Annotated in this window: 14 protein-coding genes; 2 read left to right on the top strand and 12 right to left on the bottom strand. The window is 65.0% G+C overall.

What is annotated here, in order from left to right; genetic code table 11:
• Window positions 1-47 precede the first annotated feature (47 nt).
• From ACVW1B_RS36395 to ACVW1B_RS36340, 12 genes are all read right to left on the bottom strand, one after another.
• Entirely contained in the window at window positions 48-587 is a 540-nt protein-coding gene (locus ACVW1B_RS36395) for a hypothetical protein (protein WP_225163860.1), read from the bottom strand.
• 40 nt (window positions 588-627) lie between these two features.
• Window positions 628-2,028: a dihydrolipoyl dehydrogenase gene (gene lpdA / locus ACVW1B_RS36390; RefSeq protein ID WP_253605457.1), complete on the bottom strand. Its 1,401-nt coding sequence runs from the start codon at window positions 2,026-2,028 to the stop codon at window positions 628-630.
• A gap of 84 nt (window positions 2,029-2,112) precedes the next feature.
• On the bottom strand, window positions 2,113-2,862 hold the full coding sequence (locus tag ACVW1B_RS36385; protein ID WP_028336311.1) for an SDR family oxidoreductase: 750 nt from the start codon (window positions 2,860-2,862) through the stop codon (window positions 2,113-2,115).
• Between the two features lie 72 nt (window positions 2,863-2,934).
• The gene (gene odhB, locus ACVW1B_RS36380; protein ID WP_253605459.1) at window positions 2,935-4,176 is read right to left on the bottom strand and encodes a 2-oxoglutarate dehydrogenase complex dihydrolipoyllysine-residue succinyltransferase; all 1,242 of its coding nucleotides are present in this window, start codon (window positions 4,174-4,176) and stop codon (window positions 2,935-2,937) included.
• A 167-nt stretch (window positions 4,177-4,343) separates the two neighbouring features.
• Window positions 4,344-7,304, bottom strand: a complete 2,961-nt coding sequence (locus ACVW1B_RS36375) for a 2-oxoglutarate dehydrogenase E1 component (protein ID WP_225645265.1) — start codon at window positions 7,302-7,304, stop codon at window positions 4,344-4,346.
• Between the two features lie 255 nt (window positions 7,305-7,559).
• The gene (gene sucD / locus ACVW1B_RS36370) at window positions 7,560-8,441 is read right to left on the bottom strand and encodes a succinate--CoA ligase subunit alpha (RefSeq protein ID WP_028340814.1); all 882 of its coding nucleotides are present in this window, start codon (window positions 8,439-8,441) and stop codon (window positions 7,560-7,562) included.
• Window positions 8,442-8,536: 95 nt separating this feature from the next.
• Window positions 8,537-9,013, bottom strand: coding sequence for a DUF1579 family protein (locus ACVW1B_RS36365; protein ID WP_057020925.1), 477 nt, complete (start codon window positions 9,011-9,013; stop codon window positions 8,537-8,539).
• A 2-nt stretch (window positions 9,014-9,015) separates the two neighbouring features.
• Window positions 9,016-10,212: an ADP-forming succinate--CoA ligase subunit beta gene (gene sucC, locus ACVW1B_RS36360; RefSeq protein ID WP_253605461.1), complete on the bottom strand. Its 1,197-nt coding sequence runs from the start codon at window positions 10,210-10,212 to the stop codon at window positions 9,016-9,018.
• A gap of 161 nt (window positions 10,213-10,373) precedes the next feature.
• Window positions 10,374-11,342 carry a malate dehydrogenase gene (mdh, locus tag ACVW1B_RS36355; RefSeq protein ID WP_028336306.1) on the bottom strand — a complete coding sequence of 323 codons (969 nt, stop codon included), beginning with the start codon at window positions 11,340-11,342 and terminating at the stop codon, window positions 10,374-10,376.
• Window positions 11,343-11,578: 236 nt separating this feature from the next.
• Window positions 11,579-12,766 carry a cell division protein ZapE gene (gene zapE / locus ACVW1B_RS36350; RefSeq protein ID WP_456822801.1) on the bottom strand — a complete coding sequence of 396 codons (1,188 nt, stop codon included), beginning with the start codon at window positions 12,764-12,766 and terminating at the stop codon, window positions 11,579-11,581.
• 222 nt (window positions 12,767-12,988) lie between these two features.
• The gene (thpR, locus tag ACVW1B_RS36345) at window positions 12,989-13,525 is read right to left on the bottom strand and encodes an RNA 2',3'-cyclic phosphodiesterase (protein WP_057020928.1); all 537 of its coding nucleotides are present in this window, start codon (window positions 13,523-13,525) and stop codon (window positions 12,989-12,991) included.
• Between the two features lie 166 nt (window positions 13,526-13,691).
• A complete protein-coding gene (locus ACVW1B_RS36340) occupies window positions 13,692-14,351 on the bottom strand; it encodes an arylesterase (RefSeq protein ID WP_375167123.1) in 660 nt (219 codons plus the stop codon).
• Window positions 14,352-14,406: 55 nt separating this feature from the next.
• Here ACVW1B_RS36340 and ACVW1B_RS36335 point away from each other — a divergent pair, with 55 nt between their 5' ends.
• Together ACVW1B_RS36335 and ACVW1B_RS36330 are read left to right on the top strand one after the other, a co-directional pair.
• Entirely contained in the window at window positions 14,407-15,126 is a 720-nt protein-coding gene (locus ACVW1B_RS36335; protein ID WP_028336302.1) for an ABC transporter ATP-binding protein, read from the top strand.
• The gene (locus ACVW1B_RS36330; RefSeq protein ID WP_253605465.1) at window positions 15,123-17,693 is read left to right on the top strand and encodes an ABC transporter permease; all 2,571 of its coding nucleotides are present in this window, start codon (window positions 15,123-15,125) and stop codon (window positions 17,691-17,693) included. The genes ACVW1B_RS36335 and ACVW1B_RS36330 overlap by 4 nt, the downstream gene beginning before the upstream one ends.
• Window positions 17,694-17,726 lie beyond the last annotated feature (33 nt).

The following is a 17,726-nucleotide window of genomic DNA, read 5'->3' as shown; positions in this document are numbered from 1 at the left end:
AGACGCGCGTTCCGCGCTCCTCAGGATGACGGAATAGAAAGTTTTGATCAAAGAGGCTTGCTGGTCTGATGCACGCTTTTGCGGAAGCGCGCGATCACGCGCAGCGTGCGCGCCGCCCAGCCCTCGCCGTCGCCACTGATCATCTCGCGAATGCGCCGCTTGATCGGCTCGACCAGCGCCGTGGCCTTGGCCCGCAGCGCCATCACGAAATTATAGAGCGCCTCGAACCAGGGCATCTCCAGCAGTTTCGGCCGCGTCACGTCGAACAGGAAGGCCGTCACGCCGACGCCGACGAACTTGGCGAACAGGATCAGCGAGACCGCACTGAACCAGTATTGGTTCGCCAGCAGCCAGAGCCCGATCAGCTTGAGCGGAAACAGCGGGATCACCGGCACGACGAAGACAATCAGGGTCATCGCCGGCGACAGCGAATCGACCCGGTCGGCAAGCCATTGCTTGAGCGCGCGGAGCGGAATCCACGCCACCGCTCGCGCCACGATCGGCTCGAGATGGTCCCATAGCCAGGCCTCGACCAGGAAGATGATCGCAAGCAGGACCCAGAACGGCTGAAGCAGGCGGCGCAGCATCGCTATGATCTCAACCCGGCTGACGCCGGACTTTCGATCATCACATATGGATGGCGCGCTTGCCCACCGCAAGCGCGGCTTCCTTGATCGCCTCCGAACGGGTCGGGTGCGCGTGGCAGGTGCGTGCCAGATCCTCGGCCGATCCGCCGAATTCCATCAGAACGCAGGCTTCGTGGATCATTTCGCCGGCTTCGCGGCCGACAATGTGGACGCCAAGCACCCGATCCGTCTTCGCATCTGCGAGAATTTTCACGAAGCCGTCGGTGGTCTGATTGACCTTGGACCGGCCGTTTGCCGTGAACGGGAATTTGCCGACGGTGTACGCGACGCCGGCCTGCTTGAGATCTTCCTCGGTCTTGCCGACCGACGACACTTCCGGCGTGGTATACACAACACCTGGAATGACGTCGTAGTTCACGTGGCCGGCCTGGCCCGCGATGATCTCCGCACAGGCAACGCCTTCGTCTTCCGCCTTGTGCGCGAGCATCGGCCCGGCCACGACGTCGCCGATCGCGTAGATGCCCTTCACGTTGGTCGAGAAGTGCGCGTCGATCTCGACGCGGCCGCGATCGTCGAGCGCAACGCCGGCTTCCTTCAGCCCGAGGCCCTCGGTGTAGGGCACCCGGCCGATGCAGACGAGCACGACGTCGGCTTCGATGGTTTCCGCAGCGCCGCCGGCGGCCGGCTCGACCTTGGCCTGCAGCGTCTTGCCGGAGCTATCGACCGCGGTGACCTTGGCGCCGAGCTTGAAGACGAAGCCCTGCTTCTCGAGCATGCGCTGAAATTGCTTTGCCACCTCGCCGTCCATGCCGGGCAGGATGCGGTCGAGGAATTCCACGACCATGACGTCCGCACCGAGACGCCGCCAGACCGAGCCAAGCTCGAGCCCGATCACCCCCGCGCCGATGATCAGCAATTTCTCCGGCACCTTCTCCAGCGACAGCGCGCCAGTCGAGGACACGATGCGCTTCTCGTCGATGTCGATGCCCTTCAGGCGGGCGATATCGGAGCCGGTGGCGATCACGATGTTCCTGGTCTCGACGGTCTCGGACTTGCCGTCGCCGGAGACCTCGACCTTGCCGGCGCCCAGGATCTTGCCGGTGCCCTTGAGCACGTCGATCTTGTTCTTCTTCATCAAGAACTCGACGCCCTTGACGTTGCCGTCGATGCCCTGCTGCTTGAAGTTCATCATCGCGGGCAGATCGAGCTTCGGCGCCGGGACACTGACACCCATCTTGGCAAAGGAGTGCCCGGCTTCCTCGAACATCTCGGAGGCGTGCAGCAGCGCTTTCGACGGCATGCAGCCGACGTTGAGGCAAGTGCCGCCCAGCGTCGCGTCCTTCTCGACGACGGCGACCTTCATGCCGAGTTGCGCCGCGCGGATCGCGCAGACATATCCGCCCGGGCCGGTGCCGATGACGACGAGATCGTAAGAAGCCATGATAGAAGATCCTGTAGCTAAGCTCTGTGACAATTGCGCGGGCGCGATCGTGACGGCAGACCGCCGCCCGCTCTTGATCGCGTGCTAGCGACCGCCCGACACGTCGAGGATCGCGCTGGTGACATAGGAAGCCTCGTCCGAGATCAGCCAGACGATGGCGTTGGCGATTTCATCGGCGGTGCCGACACGCTTCATCGGCACCATATGGGCAAGCCGGTGGGCGCGATCGGGCTCGCCGCCGGCGGCGTGGATGTCGGTGTCGATCAGTCCGGGCCGGATGCCGGCGACGCGGATGCCCTCATTCGCGACTTCGTAGCCGAGGCCGATCGTGAAGGAATCGATCGCGCCCTTGGAGGCGGCATAGTCGACATAGGTGTTGGGCGCGCCGAGCTTCGCCGCCACCGAGGACAGGTTGACGATGACGCCGCCCTTGCCGCCGTGCTTGGTCGACATGCGCTTCACCGCCTCGCGCGCACACAGGATGCTGCCGGTGACATTCACTGCCATCATCTGCTGGATACGCTCGGCCGACATCTCGTCGACACGCACGCCGCTCTTGCCGACGATGCCGGCATTGTTGACGAGCGCGCCGAGCGTGCCGAAGCCGTCGGCCGCCTTGAACAGCGCCAGGATGTCCTGCTCGCTGCCGACATCGCATTTCACCGCGATCGCCTTGCCGTTCCTGGCTTCGATCGCGGCGACGACCTCGTCCGCCGCGGTCTTGTTGGATGCATAGCCGACCACGATGCGATAGCCGCGCGCGGCGGCAGCGAGCGCGGTGGCGCGGCCGATGCCGCGGCTGCCGCCGGTGATGACAACGACCTTATCCGTCACTTTGATCCCCAAATGTGAGCAACCAACAGATCGCGGCGCCCGAGCCGATCGGACGCCGCGCGCGATACGACCTTAGAGGTCCAGCACCAGGCGGGCCGGATCCTCCAGGCTCTCCTTCACACGCACCAGGAAGGTAACCGCTTCCTTGCCGTCGATGACACGGTGATCGTAGGACAGCGCCAGATACATCATCGGGCGCACCTCGATCTTGCCGCCGACCACCATCGGCCGCTCCTGGATCTTGTGCATGCCGAGGATGCCGGACTGCGGCGCATTCAGGATCGGCGTCGACATCAGCGAACCGTAGATGCCGCCATTGGTGATGGTGAAGGTGCCGCCCTGCATCTCGTCGATCTTGAGCTGGCCGTCGCGGGCGCGGCGGCCGTAGTCGGCGATCGACTTCTCGATCTCGGCGATCGACTTGTGGTCGCAGTCGCGCACCACAGGCACCACGAGGCCGCGGTCGGTGCCGACCGCAACGCCGATGTGATAGTAGTTCTTGTAGATCAGGTCAGAGCCGTCGATTTCGGCGTTGACCGCCGGAATGTCCTTTAGCCCCTGCACGACCGCCTTAGTGAAGAAGCCCATGAAGCCGAGCTTCGAGCCGTGTTTCTTCTCGAACGTGTCCTTGTAGAGGGCCCGCAGCTTCATCACCTCGGTCATGTCGACCTCGTTGAAGGTCGTCAGCATCGCGGCGGTGTTCTGCACGTCCTTGAGGCGGCGCGCGATGGTCTGGCGCAGCCGGGTCATCTTCACGCGCTCCTCGCGCGCGGCGTCGTCCGCCGGCGACGGCGCACGAACCTGAACGGCGGCGGCCGGCTGGTTGACCGGGGTCGGCGCCGAGGCGGCCTTCTCGATCGCGGCCAGCATGTCGCCCTTGGTCACGCGGCCGTCCTTGCCCGAGCCCGGAACGGCGGACGCATCGATGCCGCTTTCAGCGGACAGCTTGCGGACCGAGGGTGCCAGCGGCGCATCCGGCGGCGGCGCCTTCGGCGCAGCGGCAGCAGCCGGCGCAGCAGCGGCAGCCGGTGCGGCGGCCTTGGCGGGAGCCGCAGCAGCCGGCTTGGCGGCCGGAGCGGCGCCGTCATTGATCTGTCCGAGCAGCGCGCCGACGGCGACCGTCTCGCCGTCCTTGGCGATGATCTCGCCGAGCGTACCGGCCACCGGCGCGGGCACCTCGATGGTGACCTTGTCGGTCTCCAGCTCCACCAACGGCTCGTCCACCGCGACGGCTTCACCGGCCTTCTTGAACCAGCGGCCGATCGTGGCCTCGGTCACGGATTCGCCGAGCGTTGGAACGCGAATTTCAGTCATGGTCTTTTCCTCGATAACCCTGCGGTCGCAAAATTTGCGGTCGTGAAACTTGTCCGCCACCGCCCGCAAAGCGAGCGATCCGGTACTCCGTGACGACAGCACTTCTGCTGGATGACGCGGGATACCGGATGCCCCGCATTCGCGGGGCATGGCTTCAATGAAAGTCGTTAGTTCAGTGCGTCGTCGAGCAGCGCCTTGAGCTGCGCCAGATGTTTCGACATTAGGCCGGTCGCCGTTGCCGCCGATGCCGGACGGCCGGCATAGCGCGGACGCCTGTTGGGTGCGTGGATCTGGTTGAGCACCCATTCCAGATAGGGCTCGATGAAGTGCCAGGAGCCCATATTGCGCGGCTCTTCCTGGCACCAGACCACCTCGGCGTTCTTGAAGCGGCCGAGCTCCTGCACCAGCGCCTTCAGCGGCACCGGATAGAGCTGCTCGACGCGCATCAGATAGATGTCGTCGATGTCGCGCTTCTCACGCTCCTCGTAGAGATCGTAGTAGACCTTGCCGGAGCACAGCACGACGCGGCGGATCTTGTCGTCCGGCACCAGCTTGATCTTCTCGTCCGGCAGCATCTGCGCGTCATCGTACAGGATGCGATGGAACGTGGCGTTCTTGCCGAGCTCCTCGAGCTGCGACACGGCGCGCTTGTGGCGCAGCAGCGACTTCGGCGTCATCAGGATCAGCGGCTTGCGGATCTCGCGATGCAGCTGGCGCCGCAGCACGTGGAAGTAGTTCGCCGGCGTGGTCGGATTGACCACCTGCATGTTGTCTTCGGCGCACATCTGCAGGTAACGCTCGAGGCGCGCGGAGGAGTGCTCCGGCCCCTGTCCCTCGTAGCCGTGCGGCAGCAGGCAGACGAGGCCCGACATGCGCAACCACTTGCGTTCGCCCGAGGAGATGAACTGGTCGAACACCACCTGCGCGCCGTTGGCGAAGTCGCCGAACTGCGCTTCCCAGAGCGCCAGCGCATTCGGCTCGGCCAGCGAGTAGCCGTATTCGAAGCCAAGCACCGCCTCTTCCGACAGCAGCGAGTTGATGACCTCGTAGTGGCCGGTGTCTTCGCCGCCGAGATGGTTGAACGGCGTGTAGCGGCTCTCGTCCTCCTGGTCGATCAGCACTGAATGGCGCTGCGAGAAGGTCCCGCGCTCGGAATCCTGGCCGGACAGCCGCACATGATGGCCTTCCTGCAGCAGCGTGCAGAATGCCAGGGCCTCGCCGGTGGCCCAGTCGATCCCGACACCGCTATCGATCGCCTTGGCGCGATTGTCGAGGAAACGCTGGATGGTGCGGTGGACGCGGAAGCCGTCCGGCACCTTGGTGATCTTGCGGCCGATATCCTTGAGAACGGCGACATCGACGCCGGTGACGCCGCGGCGGGCGTCTTCTTCCTGGTCAGCAATCTTGAAGCCTGCCCACTTGCCGTCGAGCCAGTCGGCCTTGTTCGGCTTGTAGCCGGCGCCGGCTTCGAGCTCGGCGTCGAGCCGCGCGCGCCAGTCGGCCTTGGCCTTCTCGACCTCGCCCTCGGTCAACACGCCGTCAGCGACCAGCCGCTTGGCGTAGATCTCCAGCGTTGACGGGTGAGAAGCGATCTTCTTGTACATCACCGGCTGGGTGAAGGCCGGCTCGTCGCCCTCGTTGTGGCCGTGGCGCCGGTAGCAGAACATGTCGATGACGACCGGCTTGTGGAATTTCTGCCGGAACTCGATCGCGACCTTGGCCGCGAACACCACGGCCTCCGGATCGTCGCCATTCACGTGGAAGATCGGCGCATCGATCATCTTCGCCACGTCGGACGGATAGGGCGACGAGCGCGAATAGCGCGGATAGGTGGTGAAGCCGATCTGGTTGTTGACGATGAAATGCAGCGAGCCGCCGGTGCGATAGCCCTTCAGGTCGGACAGGCTGAAGCATTCAGCCACCACGCCCTGGCCCGCGAATGCCGCATCGCCATGCATCAGCAGCGGCAGCACGGAGATGCGCATATCCGGCGGATCGCCGTGCTGGTCCTGCTTGGCGCGCACCTTGCCCATCACGACCGGATCAACGATCTCGAGATGCGACGGGTTTGCGGTCAGCGACAGATGGATGTTGTTGCCGTCGAACTCGCGGTCCGAGGAGGCGCCGAGGTGATACTTGACGTCGCCCGAGCCTTCGACCGAGTCGGGGTTGGCCGAACCGCCCTTGAACTCATGGAACAGCGCACGGTGCGGCTTGCCCATCACCTGGGTCAGCACGTTGAGACGGCCGCGATGCGGCATGCCGACCACGATCTCCTTCACGCCGAGATTGCCGCCGCGCTTGATGATCTGCTCGAGCGCCGGGATCAGCGATTCACCGCCGTCGAGACCGAAGCGCTTGGTGCCGGTGAACTTGGTGTCGCAGAACTTCTCGAAGCCGTCCGCCTCGATCAGCTTGTTGAGGATCGCGCGGCGTCCCTCGGGCGTGAACGAGATCTCCTTGTCCGGCCCCTCGATGCGCTCCTGGATCCACGCCTTCTGCGCGGCGTTCGAGATGTGCATGAATTCGACGCCGAGCGTCTGGCAGTAGGTGCGTTCGCAGATCTGCACGATCTCGCGCAGCGTGCCGTATTCGAGCCCGAGCACGTGGTCGAGGAATATCTTGCGATCGAAGTCCGCCTCGGTGAAGCCATAGGAGCGCGGATCGAGCTCCTCGCGGTCGCGCGGCGCCTCGATGCCGAGCGGATCGAGCTTGGCGTGGAAATGGCCCCGCATGCGGTAGGCGCGGATCAGCATCAGCGCGCGAACCGAATCGCGGGTGGCCTGATGGACATCGGCATCGGACAGCTCGACGCCCTTGGCCTGCGCCTTGGCCGCGAGCTTGGTGCCGACCGCCTTCTCGACCTGGGCCCAGTTGCCGTCGAGCGCCGAGGTCAGCTCGTCGCGCGGCGTCACCGGCCAGTTGTCACGGCCCCACGAGGCGCCCTCGGCGTTCTTCTGGACGTCGGCCGGAGCGTCCTTCAGGCTTTTGAAGAAATCCTGCCATTCGGCGTCGACCGACGACGGGTCCTGCTCGTAGCGGGCGTAGAGGTCGTCGATGTAGGCGGCGTTGGTGCCCTGCAGGAATGATGAGAGTGCAAAAGCGGCGTTCGCGTCTTGGCGAGACATGGGCAGTCCTGGTGATTTTTTTCGGTTCGCGCGTAGAAGACGGCGCTGGTGCCGGTCTGGAAGTGCGCCGGCTGGATTGATACCCTTTACCCTATCTAGGACAGATATTCCTGCCTAAAAGAACTAAGAAATGAATACATTTTCATTTTTTATTGATTGGCATTTCGGCACCAAAACGCAATAAAAAAGCGGGTTCCCCAAGGAGAACCCGCCCCAAATCACGCCAAACCTCGAAGGGAACTCGCCGGACGGCGGTTACTTCAGCATCTCCGCGAGCGTATGCCCGAGGCGCGCCGGCGACGGCGACACCCTGATGCCGGCGGCTTCCATCGCCGCGGTCTTGGAACCGGCGTCGCCCTTGCCGCCCGAGATGATGGCGCCAGCATGGCCCATGCGGCGGCCGGGAGGTGCGGTGACACCGGCAATGAAGCCGACCATCGGCTTCTTGCGGCCGCGCTTGGCCTCGTCCTTGAGGAACTGGGCGGCGTCTTCCTCGGCGGAGCCGCCGATTTCGCCGATCATCACGATCGACTTGGTCTTCTCGTCGGCCAGGAACATCTCCAGCATGTCGATGAACTCGGTGCCCTTGACCGGGTCGCCACCGATGCCGACCGCGGTGGTCTGGCCGAGGCCCTCCTGGGTGGTCTGGAACACCGCCTCATAGGTCAGGGTGCCGGAGCGGGAGACGATGCCGACCGAGCCGGGCTTGAAGATGTTGGCCGGCATGATGCCGATCTTGCATTCGCCGGCGGTCATCACGCCGGGGCAGTTCGGCCCGATCAGCCGCGACTTCGAGCCCGACAGCGAGCGCTTCACGCGCACCATGTCGAGCACCGGGATGCCCTCGGTGATGCAGACGATCAGCGGGATTTCCGCATCGATCGCCTCGCAGATCGCGTCGGCTGCGCCCGGCGGCGGGACATAGACCACGCTGGCGTCGGCGCCGGTCTTCTCGCGCGCTTCGGCGACGGTGTCGAACACCGGCAGGTTGAGATGGGTCGAGCCGCCTTTGCCCGGCGCCACGCCGCCGACCATCTTGGTGCCGTAAGCGATCGCCGCTTCCGAATGGAACGTGCCGTTCTTGCCGGTGAAGCCCTGGCAGATGACCTTGGTGTTCTTGTCGATCAGAATGGACATGGTTCGAGATGCTTTCGCGAGACGATCGGTGATGGGACTCTATGGTTTGAGCATGATCTTGTCGGAAAACCGGAGACCACTTTTCCGGATCATGCTCAGTGAATACGCCGGTACACGCCGGTGAGCACGTCGGCCCACCCTTCCGCGTCAGGCGAGAACTGGATTTTCATGTTGTAGGTGTTGTCGTCGACGACCTCGTAGACGTGACGGGCATTGCCGCGCAGCGAGCCGCGCACCAGGATCAGCGACTTGCCCGCCCAGCCACCGGACGCCGGTGATGGCGGGTAGTAGCCGAGCGAGTCGTGCCAGAACAATTTGTAGGCCCGATCGTCGCGGTCGTAGGTGAACACGCCGTGGGTGGCGAAGCTCTCCTTGCCGTCGCGGGTCTGCACGCTGTCCTGGATCAGGTAGAAGCCGTTGAGCGCGATGCGCGCAACGACCTGCGAGGTGGCCGGACCGCCCGCGGTCCAGCGCGACGGATAGACCATCTCTTCGCCGCTCCACTCGCCCGCAAACGCCGCGAGCTTGCGGTGTTCGTCCAGCGGTGTCGGAGCGTCGAGATGATCGGCCATCGTTAGCCTCCCTTGACGGCTTTCACGATCTTCTGTGCAGCGTCATCGAGGTTGTCGGCGGGCAGAACGTTGAGGCCGCTCTCGCGGATGATCTTCTTGCCCTGCTCGACATTGGTGCCTTCGAGGCGCACCACCAGCGGAACCTTGAGGCCGACCTGCTTCACCGCGGCGACCACGCCCTCGGCGATCACGTCGCACTTCATGATGCCGCCGAAGATGTTGACCAGGATGCCCTTCACGTTCGGATCGGCGGTGATGATCTTGAACGCGGCCGCGACCTTCTCCACGCTGGCGCCGCCGCCGACGTCGAGGAAGTTCGCCGGCTCCATGCCGTACAGCTTGATAATGTCCATGGTCGCCATGGCGAGGCCGGCGCCGTTGACCATGCAGCCGATCGTGCCGTCGAGCGCGACGTAGTTGAGGTCGTATTTCGACGCCTCGATCTCCTTGGCGTCTTCCTCGGTCTCGTCGCGCAGCGCGACCACGTCCGGATGACGATAGAGCGCGTTGCTGTCGAACGACACCTTGGCGTCGAGCACGCGGAGCTGGCCCTGCTTGGTGACGACGAGCGGATTGATCTCGAGCATCGCCATGTCCTTGGCGGCGAAGGCGGCATAGAGCTGGCCGGTCAGCTTCTCGGCCTGCTTGGCGAGATCGCCGGTCAGCTGCAGCGCCTTGGCAACGGTGCGGCCGTGATGCGGCATGATGCCGGTCGCGGGATCGACCGAGAACGAGACGATCTTTTCCGGGGTCGAATGCGCGACCTCTTCGATATTCACGCCGCCTTCGGTCGACACCACGAAGGAAATTTCGGAGGTCTCGCGATTGACCAGGATCGAGAGGTAGAACTCCTTGTCGATGTCGGAGCCTTCCTCGATGTAGAGGCGATTGACCTGCTTGCCGTGCGGACCGGTCTGCACCGTGACCAGCGTCGCGCCGAGCATCTGCTTGGCGAATTCGGCGACCTCGGCGGCCGACTTGGCGATGCGGACGCCGCCCTTGTCGCCGGCCGATGCTTCCTTGAACTTGCCCTTGCCGCGGCCGCCGGCATGGATCTGGCTCTTCACCACCCAGATCGGGCCGGGCAGCTGCTTGGCCGCCGCGTCGGCCTCTTCCGGCTTCAGCACCGGCACGCCGCGCGAGATCGGCACGCCGAATTCATGCAGCAAAGCCTTGGCCTGGTATTCATGGATATTCATGGAAAGACGCTCCCAAACCCTCGTGCGGCGACCTTTTACGTCAGCCTTGAGACTGGCATACCATATACCAAAGCTCGCGCAACTAAAAAATCCGCCGGAATTTCATCGCCTTGCACCCGACAGGCGATTGAAACCGCCTATCGGGTCATTGCCAATCGAGATTACTTGCCGAGCAGATCGGGCGCGATCTTCTTGCAGGCGTCGACCAGGCCCTGCACCGCACCGACCGACTTGTCGAAAGCCTCGCGGTCCTTGCCCGCCAGTTCGATCTCGACGATGCGCTCGACACCCTTGGCGCCGACCACGACCGGCACGCCGACATACATGTCCTTCACGCCGTACTCGCCGTTGAGATAGGCGGCGCAGGGCAGCACGCGCTTCTTGTCCTTCAGGTAGCTCTCGGCCATCGCGATCGCGGACGCAGCCGGCGCGTAGAAGGCGGAGCCGGTCTTGAGCAGGTTGACGATCTCGGCGCCGCCGTTGCGGGTGCGATCGACGATCTCATCGATGCGCGCCTGCGAGGTCCAGCCCATCTTGACGAGGTCCGGCAGCGGAATGCCGGCGACGGTCGAGTAGCGCGTCAGCGGCACCATGGTGTCGCCATGGCCGCCGAGCACGAAGGCGGTGACGTCCTCGACCGAGACGTGGAATTCGTCGGCCAGGAAATAGCGGAAACGCGCGGAGTCGAGCACGCCGGCCATGCCGACCACCTTCTTGTGCGGCAGGCCCGAGGCCTTCTGCAGCGCCCACACCATGGCGTCGAGCGGGTTGGTGATGCAGATGACGAAGGCGTCGGGCGCGTACTTCTTGATGCCGGCGCCGACCTGCTCCATGACCTTGAGGTTGATGGAGAGGAGATCGTCGCGGCTCATGCCGGGCTTGCGCGGCACGCCGGCGGTGACGATGCAGACCTTGGCGCCGTCGAGCGCTTCATAGGAATTGGCGCCGACCAGATTGGAATCGAAACCGTCGACCGGCGACGACTGCGCGATGTCGAGCGCTTTGCCCTGCGGCACGCCCTCGGCAATATCGAACAGCACGACGTCTCCGAGTTCCTTGAGGCCGACGAGGTGCGCCAGCGTTCCGCCGATCTGTCCGGAGCCAATCAGAGCAATCTTGTCGCGTGCCATGGGAAATCAGTCCTTTGAACTGTGTACGGGAGGGAGGGAAGTCGGTTGCAAGGGTGGTTATCCCTTTCGAATGATCCATTCAAGTCGCGGCCTGCCCGATTGCGGGCCCTGCCTGGAATTCGATCAGGCATGCCACGGCATCGTCGTTCCGGGGCGCGCGAAGCGCGAACCCGGAATCCGGAGATTGGGGCGCGAGATTCCGGGTTCGGTGCTGCGCACCACCCCGGAATGACAGCTTAGGTCTCGACCAGGCCGGTCGACGCGCCGCTCGCGGAGGAGTCCTTCCGGCCGTGCGGCAGCGCCAGGTAGGATTCCGAGCTCATTTCGATCAGGCGCGAGGACGTGCGCTTGAACTCCATCGCCTCGACGCCTTCGGTCGCAAGGTACAGCGACACCGGATCGGCCTCGGCCGAGGCCATCAGCTTCACGGCATTGTCATAGAGCGTGTCGATCAGCGAAATGAAACGCTTGGCGGCATTGCGCTCGGCGTAGTCCATCACCGGAATGTGGTCGATCAGGATCGTATGGTAGTCGTGCGCGAGCCTGAGATAGTCGGACGCGGCCAGCGGCTTCTCGCAGATGTCCATGAAGCTGAAGCGCGCGACGCCGTGCGCCGAGCAGGGCACGTTCAGGATGCGTCCCTTGATCGGAATGAGGCGCGCCTTGCACGGCGCATTGCCGGTCATCTTGCGCCAGGCCGCGTTGAGCGCGGCATCGGCCGCGTCATCTGCGGGCACCAGCCACATCTTGACGCCGACGAGTTTCTCCAGCCGGAAGTCGGTGCGCGCATCGAGCCGCAGCACATCCATGTGGTCGGAGATCTGCGCGATAAACGGCAGGAACAGCGCGCGATTGAGCCCGCCCTTGTAGAGATCGTCAGGCGCAACGTTCGAGGTCGCGACCACGACGGTGCCGAGTTCGAACAGCTTTGCGAACAGCCGGCCGAGGATCATCGCATCGGCGATGTCGGTGACGTGAAATTCGTCGAAGCAGAGCAGCCAGGCTTCGTCGAAGATCGCCTGCGCGGTGAGCGCGATCACGTCGCCGTCCGAGATCTCGCCGCGCGCGATCTGCTGACGGCAGCCGTAGATGCGCTCATGCGCCTCGGCCATGAATTCGTGGAAGTGCGCGCGGCGCTTGTGCTCGACCGGGCTCTGCTGGAAGAACAGATCCATCAGCATGGTCTTGCCGCGGCCGACCTCGCCATGCACGTAGAGCCCGCGCGGCGGCTTGTCGTCCTTGTCGCCGCCGAACAGCCGCCCGAACAGGCCTTGCTTGCGCTGCGGCTTGTAGCTCGCGAGCCGCTCATCCAGCGCGCCGAATGCCTCGACGGCGCGGGCCTGGGCGGGATCGGCCTCGATCGCGCCGGAGGCGACCAGGGATTTGTAGAGCTCGAGAAAGGAACTGGGCGAGGTGGACAGCATGAGCCCACCTTACGGCCCTAGTGTGCGGCAAATTGCAAGCCGTGAATTGTGCCAGTGGGGTATGCACTTTCCTCTCCCTCGCCCCGCTCTTGCGGGGAGAGGGCTGGGGTGAGGGGCTCTCACCACCCGACGCGCTCTATCGACGGACCCGTACCCCCTCACCCGGATCGCATCTTCGATGCGATCCGACCTCTCCCCGCAAGCGGGGCGAGGTGAAGAGGCTCACGCGCAGAGCGCGTAGGAATCCTCGACCACATAGGGTCCGCCGCCTGTCGACGCGCGCGACGAGAACAGCACGAAGCGGTCCGCCAGGAAGCTGCGGCTCGGGAAGTAGCCGCGCACGGACAGATAATCCGCGACGTCCTGGCTCGAAGCGTCATGCAGACGCGCGAGCGTGACATGTGGCGTGAATTTCCTGCCCTCGGGATCGAGCCCCATCCGCTGCATCATCCGCTCGAGTTCGGCCTGCAGTTCGATCAACGGCCGGCTCGGCTCGACGGCGGCAACCACCGCGCGCGGCTTGCGTCCGCCGAAGCTCGACAGGCCTTGCAATTTGACCTCGAACGGTTTGCGGTTTACCCGAAACAACATCGTCGCGATCTCGTTGGCCCACATGCCATCGATATCGCCGATGAAGCGCAAAGTGACGTGATAATTTTCGGGATCGATCCAGCGTGCGCCGGGAAGGCCGCCACGCAAGCTGGAGAGGGTTTGGCCGATATCGGCCGGAATTTCCAGTCCAGTGAACAGACGCGGCATCGCAATAATCCTCGATGCTTGGCGCGGGTTTTGGGAGCCCGCACCCTGTAACGGCCCGGCGACGAATCACCGATGCCTATTTGTACCCGAGATATGTGACTCTGCGAAGCATGACCCGTTAACAGCTCGTAAACCTACGGACACGGCACGGCTCACTGCCTGCGCTTCAACTGCGTTGCCCTGATATTGCGCCGAGAAATGCCTCCACTGTGGGCAGGATATTTTTCACAACGATGTCCACACCTGCTGCCGTCGGATGCATGCCGTCGGCCTGGTTGAGCTTCGCGTCGGCGGCAACCCCATCGAGGAAGAACGGATAGAGCGGCACGCCAAGGGTCTTCGAGAGATCCGGATAGATCGCGTTGAACTTCGCTGCATACTCACTGCCATAGTTCGGTGGCGCGAGCATGCCGCACAAGAGCACGGCGATCTTGCGCGCCTGCAACTTTGTGATGATGTCGGAGAGCGCGGCACGCGTGACGGCGGGATCGATGCCGCGCAAGGCATCGTTGGCGCCGAGCTCGACCATCACGGCATCGGTTCCATCAGGCACCGACCAGTCGAGCCGCTCGCGGCCGCCCGAGGCGGTGTCGCCGGACACCCCGGCATTGCTCATCTCGACCTTTATCCCCTTGGCTTCCAACGCCTTTTGCAGCCGGATCGGGAATGCCGCCGGGCCCGGGAGGCCGTACCCGGCGCTCAGGGAATCGCCCAGAACCACCATCTTGATCGGCTTCGCCGGCCCCTTCTCCGGGCCATTCTCCAGCCTTGGCGTCTGCGCGCTGGCCGCCGTCATCAAGCCCATAAGCAACACGAGTATGTGCACGAAGATTCTCAACCGGCCCTCGACCGCAGACGCGGAAGTGCCATATGACCGAACCATGGACAGTCTCATCGAATCCTCTTCACTGACCGACGTCGAGCCGGACACCATTGCCGTCAGGAACGTCAATCTCTCGCTCGGCACCGGCGCGGCACGGGTCCATATCCTCAAAGATATCAGCCTTCGTGTGGCAGCGGGTGAGGCCATCGGCCTGATCGGCCCGTCGGGCTCGGGCAAGTCGACCTTGCTGATGGTAATGGCGGGGCTCGAACGTCCTGACAGTGGAGAAGTGGTCGTCAACGGCACCTCGTTCAATGCCCTCGACGAAGATGCGCTGGCGCGCTTCCGCGGCCGCCAGGTCGGTATCGTCTTCCAGTCATTCCATCTGATCCCGACCATGACGGCGCTGGAGAACGTGGCGGTGCCGCTCGAGCTCGCCGGCAATCCCGATGCCGCTGCGCGCGCCGCGCAGGAGCTGCAATCGGTCGGGCTCGGCGAGCGCCTGCATCATTATCCGACGCAACTCTCCGGCGGCGAGCAGCAGCGCGTCGCGATCGCGCGCGCGCTCGCGCCCGATCCCGCGATCCTCGTTGCCGACGAGCCGACCGGGAATCTCGACGAGACGACAGGCAAGCAGATCGTCGACCTGCTGTTCACCAAGCACGCCGAGCGCGGCATGACGCTGGTGCTGGTGACGCACGATCTCGCGCTCGCGCAGCGCTGCGACCGCGTCGTGCGGCTGCGCTCCGGCCGCATCGACGGACAATCCACGACATGAGCATCGCGTCCGAAGTCGCGGTGCAGGGCCGCGCGTCGTCGCTTGCCTTCCGTTATGCGCTGCGCGAATTGCGCGGCGGCCTGCGCGGCTTCTACGTGTTCATCGCCTGCATCGCGCTCGGCGTGATGGCGATTGCCGGCGTCGGCTCGGTCGCCGCGAGCCTTGGCGACGGCCTGTCCCGCGAGGGACGTACGCTGCTCGGCGGCGACGTCGCATTCTCGCTGATCTCGCGCGAGGCCAAACCCAACGAGGTCGCCTATCTGCGCACGCGCGGCGAGGTTTCGATCGCGGCCACGCTGCGCGCGATGGCCCGCAGCAATGACGGCAAGCTGGCGCTGGTCGAGCTGAAGGCCGTCGACGGCAAATATCCGATGCTCGGCGAGCTGACGCTCGAGCCGAACATGCCGGTCGCCGATCTGCTTGCCGAACGCGACGGCGTCTACGGCGCGGCCGCCGATTCGACGTTGCTGGCGCGGCTCGACCTGAAGCTCGGTGACCGCGTCACCATCGGCAGTGCGACCTACCAGATCCGCAGCGTGGTGGTGGCCGAGCCCGACAAGCTTGCCGGCGGCGTCGGCCTCGGCCCGCGCTTCCTAATCAGCGAAGCCAGCCTGCACGCCACCGACCTGCTGCAACCGGGCAGCTTGGTGCGCTGGATCTACCGCGTGAAGCTGCCTGACGGCGCCAACGACGATCGCGCCACCACCGCGCTGATCGACGGCGCGCGGACCGCCGCGCCGGAGGCCGGCTGGGAGGTCCGCAGCCGCAGCAATGCCTCGCCGCAGCTCGAGCGCACCATCAACCGCTTCACCCAGTTCCTGACCCTGGTCGGCCTCGCGGCGCTGCTGGTCGGCGGTGTCGGCGTCGCCAACGCGGTGAAGAGCCATATCGACCGGCGCCGCGACGTCATCGCTTCGTTCAAGGCGCTCGGCGCCACCGGCCGCGACGTCTTCACGATCTACTGCACGCAGGTGGTGGTGCTGGCCGGGATCGGCTCGGTGATCGGGCTCGTGCTCGGCGCCGCGCTGCCCTTCGTCATCGTCGGCCTGTTCGGCAAGCTGCTGCCGCTGCCGGTGGTGCCCGCGCTGCATCCCGACGAGCTCGCGCTGTCCTTCCTCTACGGCCAGCTCACCGCGCTGGCGTTCGGGCTGTGGCCGCTCGGCCGTGTCCATGACGTGCCGGTCGCCGCGCTGTTCCGCGAGACCGTCGCCAGCGAGTGGCATCGCCCGCGCTGGAGCTATCTGGCGCTGATGGCCGCGGTGATCGCGCTCCTGATCGGAGTCGCGATCGGGCTTGCCTATGACAAGCGGGTCGCTGCCGTGTTCGTCGCCTCGTCGATCGCGGTGTTCCTGCTGCTGCGCGGAATCGCCGAGCTCCTGATGGCGGTGGCGCGGCGGCTGCCGCGCAGCCGCATGACCATGCTGCGGCTCGCGATCGCCAACATCCACCGGCCGGGCGCGCTGACGCCGTCGGTGGTGCTGTCGCTGGGGCTCGGGCTGGCGGTGCTCGTTACCATCACCCAGATCGACGGCAATCTGCGCCGGCAATTCCTGGCCGCCCTGCCGGAGCGGGCGCCGTCGTTCTTCTTCATCGACATCCCCTCCACCGAGGCCGACCGCTTCAATGCCTTCCTGGCGAAGGTCGCCGCCGGCTCGACCGTCGAGGATGTACCGATGCTGCGCGGACGGATCGTGGCCGCGCGCGGCGTCAAGGCCGACCAGCTCAAGCCGTCGGTCGATTCGGAGTGGGTGCTGCAGAGCGACCGGGGCCTGACCTACACCGGCGAAATCCCCAAGGGCTCGAAGATCGTCGAGGGCGAATGGTGGGGGCCGGACTACAGCGGGCCACCGCTGGTCTCGATGGAGAAGAAGATCGCCGACGGCCTGTCGTTGAAGATCGGCGACGAGATCGTCGTCAACGTGCTCGGACGCGACGTGCCGGCGAAGATCGCCAACCTGCGCAACATCGACTGGCAGGGCCTCGGCATCAATTTCGTGCTGGTATTCTCGCCGAATGCCTTCAAGGGCGCGCCGCACAGCCATGTCGCGACCCTGACGGAACCACACGCCGATTCCGCCGACGACGCGCGCATCATCAAGCAGGTCGCCGACGCGTTCCCGATGGTGACCAGCGTGCGGGTCCGCGAGGCGCTGGAGACGGTCGGCAGCGTGGTCAGCAATCTGGTGCTGGCGATCCGCGGCGCCAGCGCCGTGACGCTGATCTCCGCGATCCTGGTGCTCGGCGGCGCGCTCGCCGCCGGACACCGCCACCGCGTCTATGACGCCGTGATTCTCAAGACGCTCGGCGCCACGCGGGTGCGACTGCTCGGCGCCTACGCGCTGGAGTATCTGATGATCGGTTTTGCAACCGCGGTGTTCGGGGTGATCGCCGGCTCGATCGCGGCCTGGCTGATCGTGACTAGGCTGATGACGCTGAGTTTTATCTGGCAGGCCGGCAGCGCCGCGCTAGTCGTGGTCGCCGCGCTGGTCGTCACGGTCGGACTGGGGCTCGCCGGGACGCTGCTCGCGCTAAACCAGAAGCCGGCCTCAGTATTGCGGAATTTGTGACAAAATGTAGCGGCGCGAGCGCCGTTTTTGCCT

The organism is Bradyrhizobium sp. USDA 4502 (genome assembly GCF_054063355.1).
Note: the sequence above shows the minus strand (reverse complement) of the source record. Positions and strands in the feature narration are given on the sequence as shown.

Coding starts and splice junctions, on each gene's coding strand:
- ACVW1B_RS36395 (WP_225163860.1), bottom strand. CDS start 587: ATGCTGCGCCGCCTGCTTCAGCCGTTCTGGGTCCTGCTTGCGATCATC.
- lpdA (WP_253605457.1), bottom strand. CDS start 2,028: ATGGCTTCTTACGATCTCGTCGTCATCGGCACCGGCCCGGGCGGATAT.
- odhB (WP_253605459.1), bottom strand. CDS start 4,176: ATGACTGAAATTCGCGTTCCAACGCTCGGCGAATCCGTGACCGAGGCC.
- ACVW1B_RS36375 (WP_225645265.1), bottom strand. CDS start 7,304: ATGTCTCGCCAAGACGCGAACGCCGCTTTTGCACTCTCATCATTCCTG.
- sucD (WP_028340814.1), bottom strand. CDS start 8,441: ATGTCCATTCTGATCGACAAGAACACCAAGGTCATCTGCCAGGGCTTC.
- ACVW1B_RS36365 (WP_057020925.1), bottom strand. CDS start 9,013: ATGGCCGATCATCTCGACGCTCCGACACCGCTGGACGAACACCGCAAG.
- sucC (WP_253605461.1), bottom strand. CDS start 10,212: ATGAATATCCATGAATACCAGGCCAAGGCTTTGCTGCATGAATTCGGC.
- mdh (WP_028336306.1), bottom strand. CDS start 11,342: ATGGCACGCGACAAGATTGCTCTGATTGGCTCCGGACAGATCGGCGGA.
- zapE (WP_456822801.1), bottom strand. CDS start 12,766: ATGCTGTCCACCTCGCCCAGTTCCTTTCTCGAGCTCTACAAATCCCTG.
- thpR (WP_057020928.1), bottom strand. CDS start 13,525: ATGCCGCGTCTGTTCACTGGACTGGAAATTCCGGCCGATATCGGCCAA.
- ACVW1B_RS36335 (WP_028336302.1), top strand. CDS start 14,407: ATGGACAGTCTCATCGAATCCTCTTCACTGACCGACGTCGAGCCGGAC.
- ACVW1B_RS36330 (WP_253605465.1), top strand. CDS start 15,123: ATGAGCATCGCGTCCGAAGTCGCGGTGCAGGGCCGCGCGTCGTCGCTT.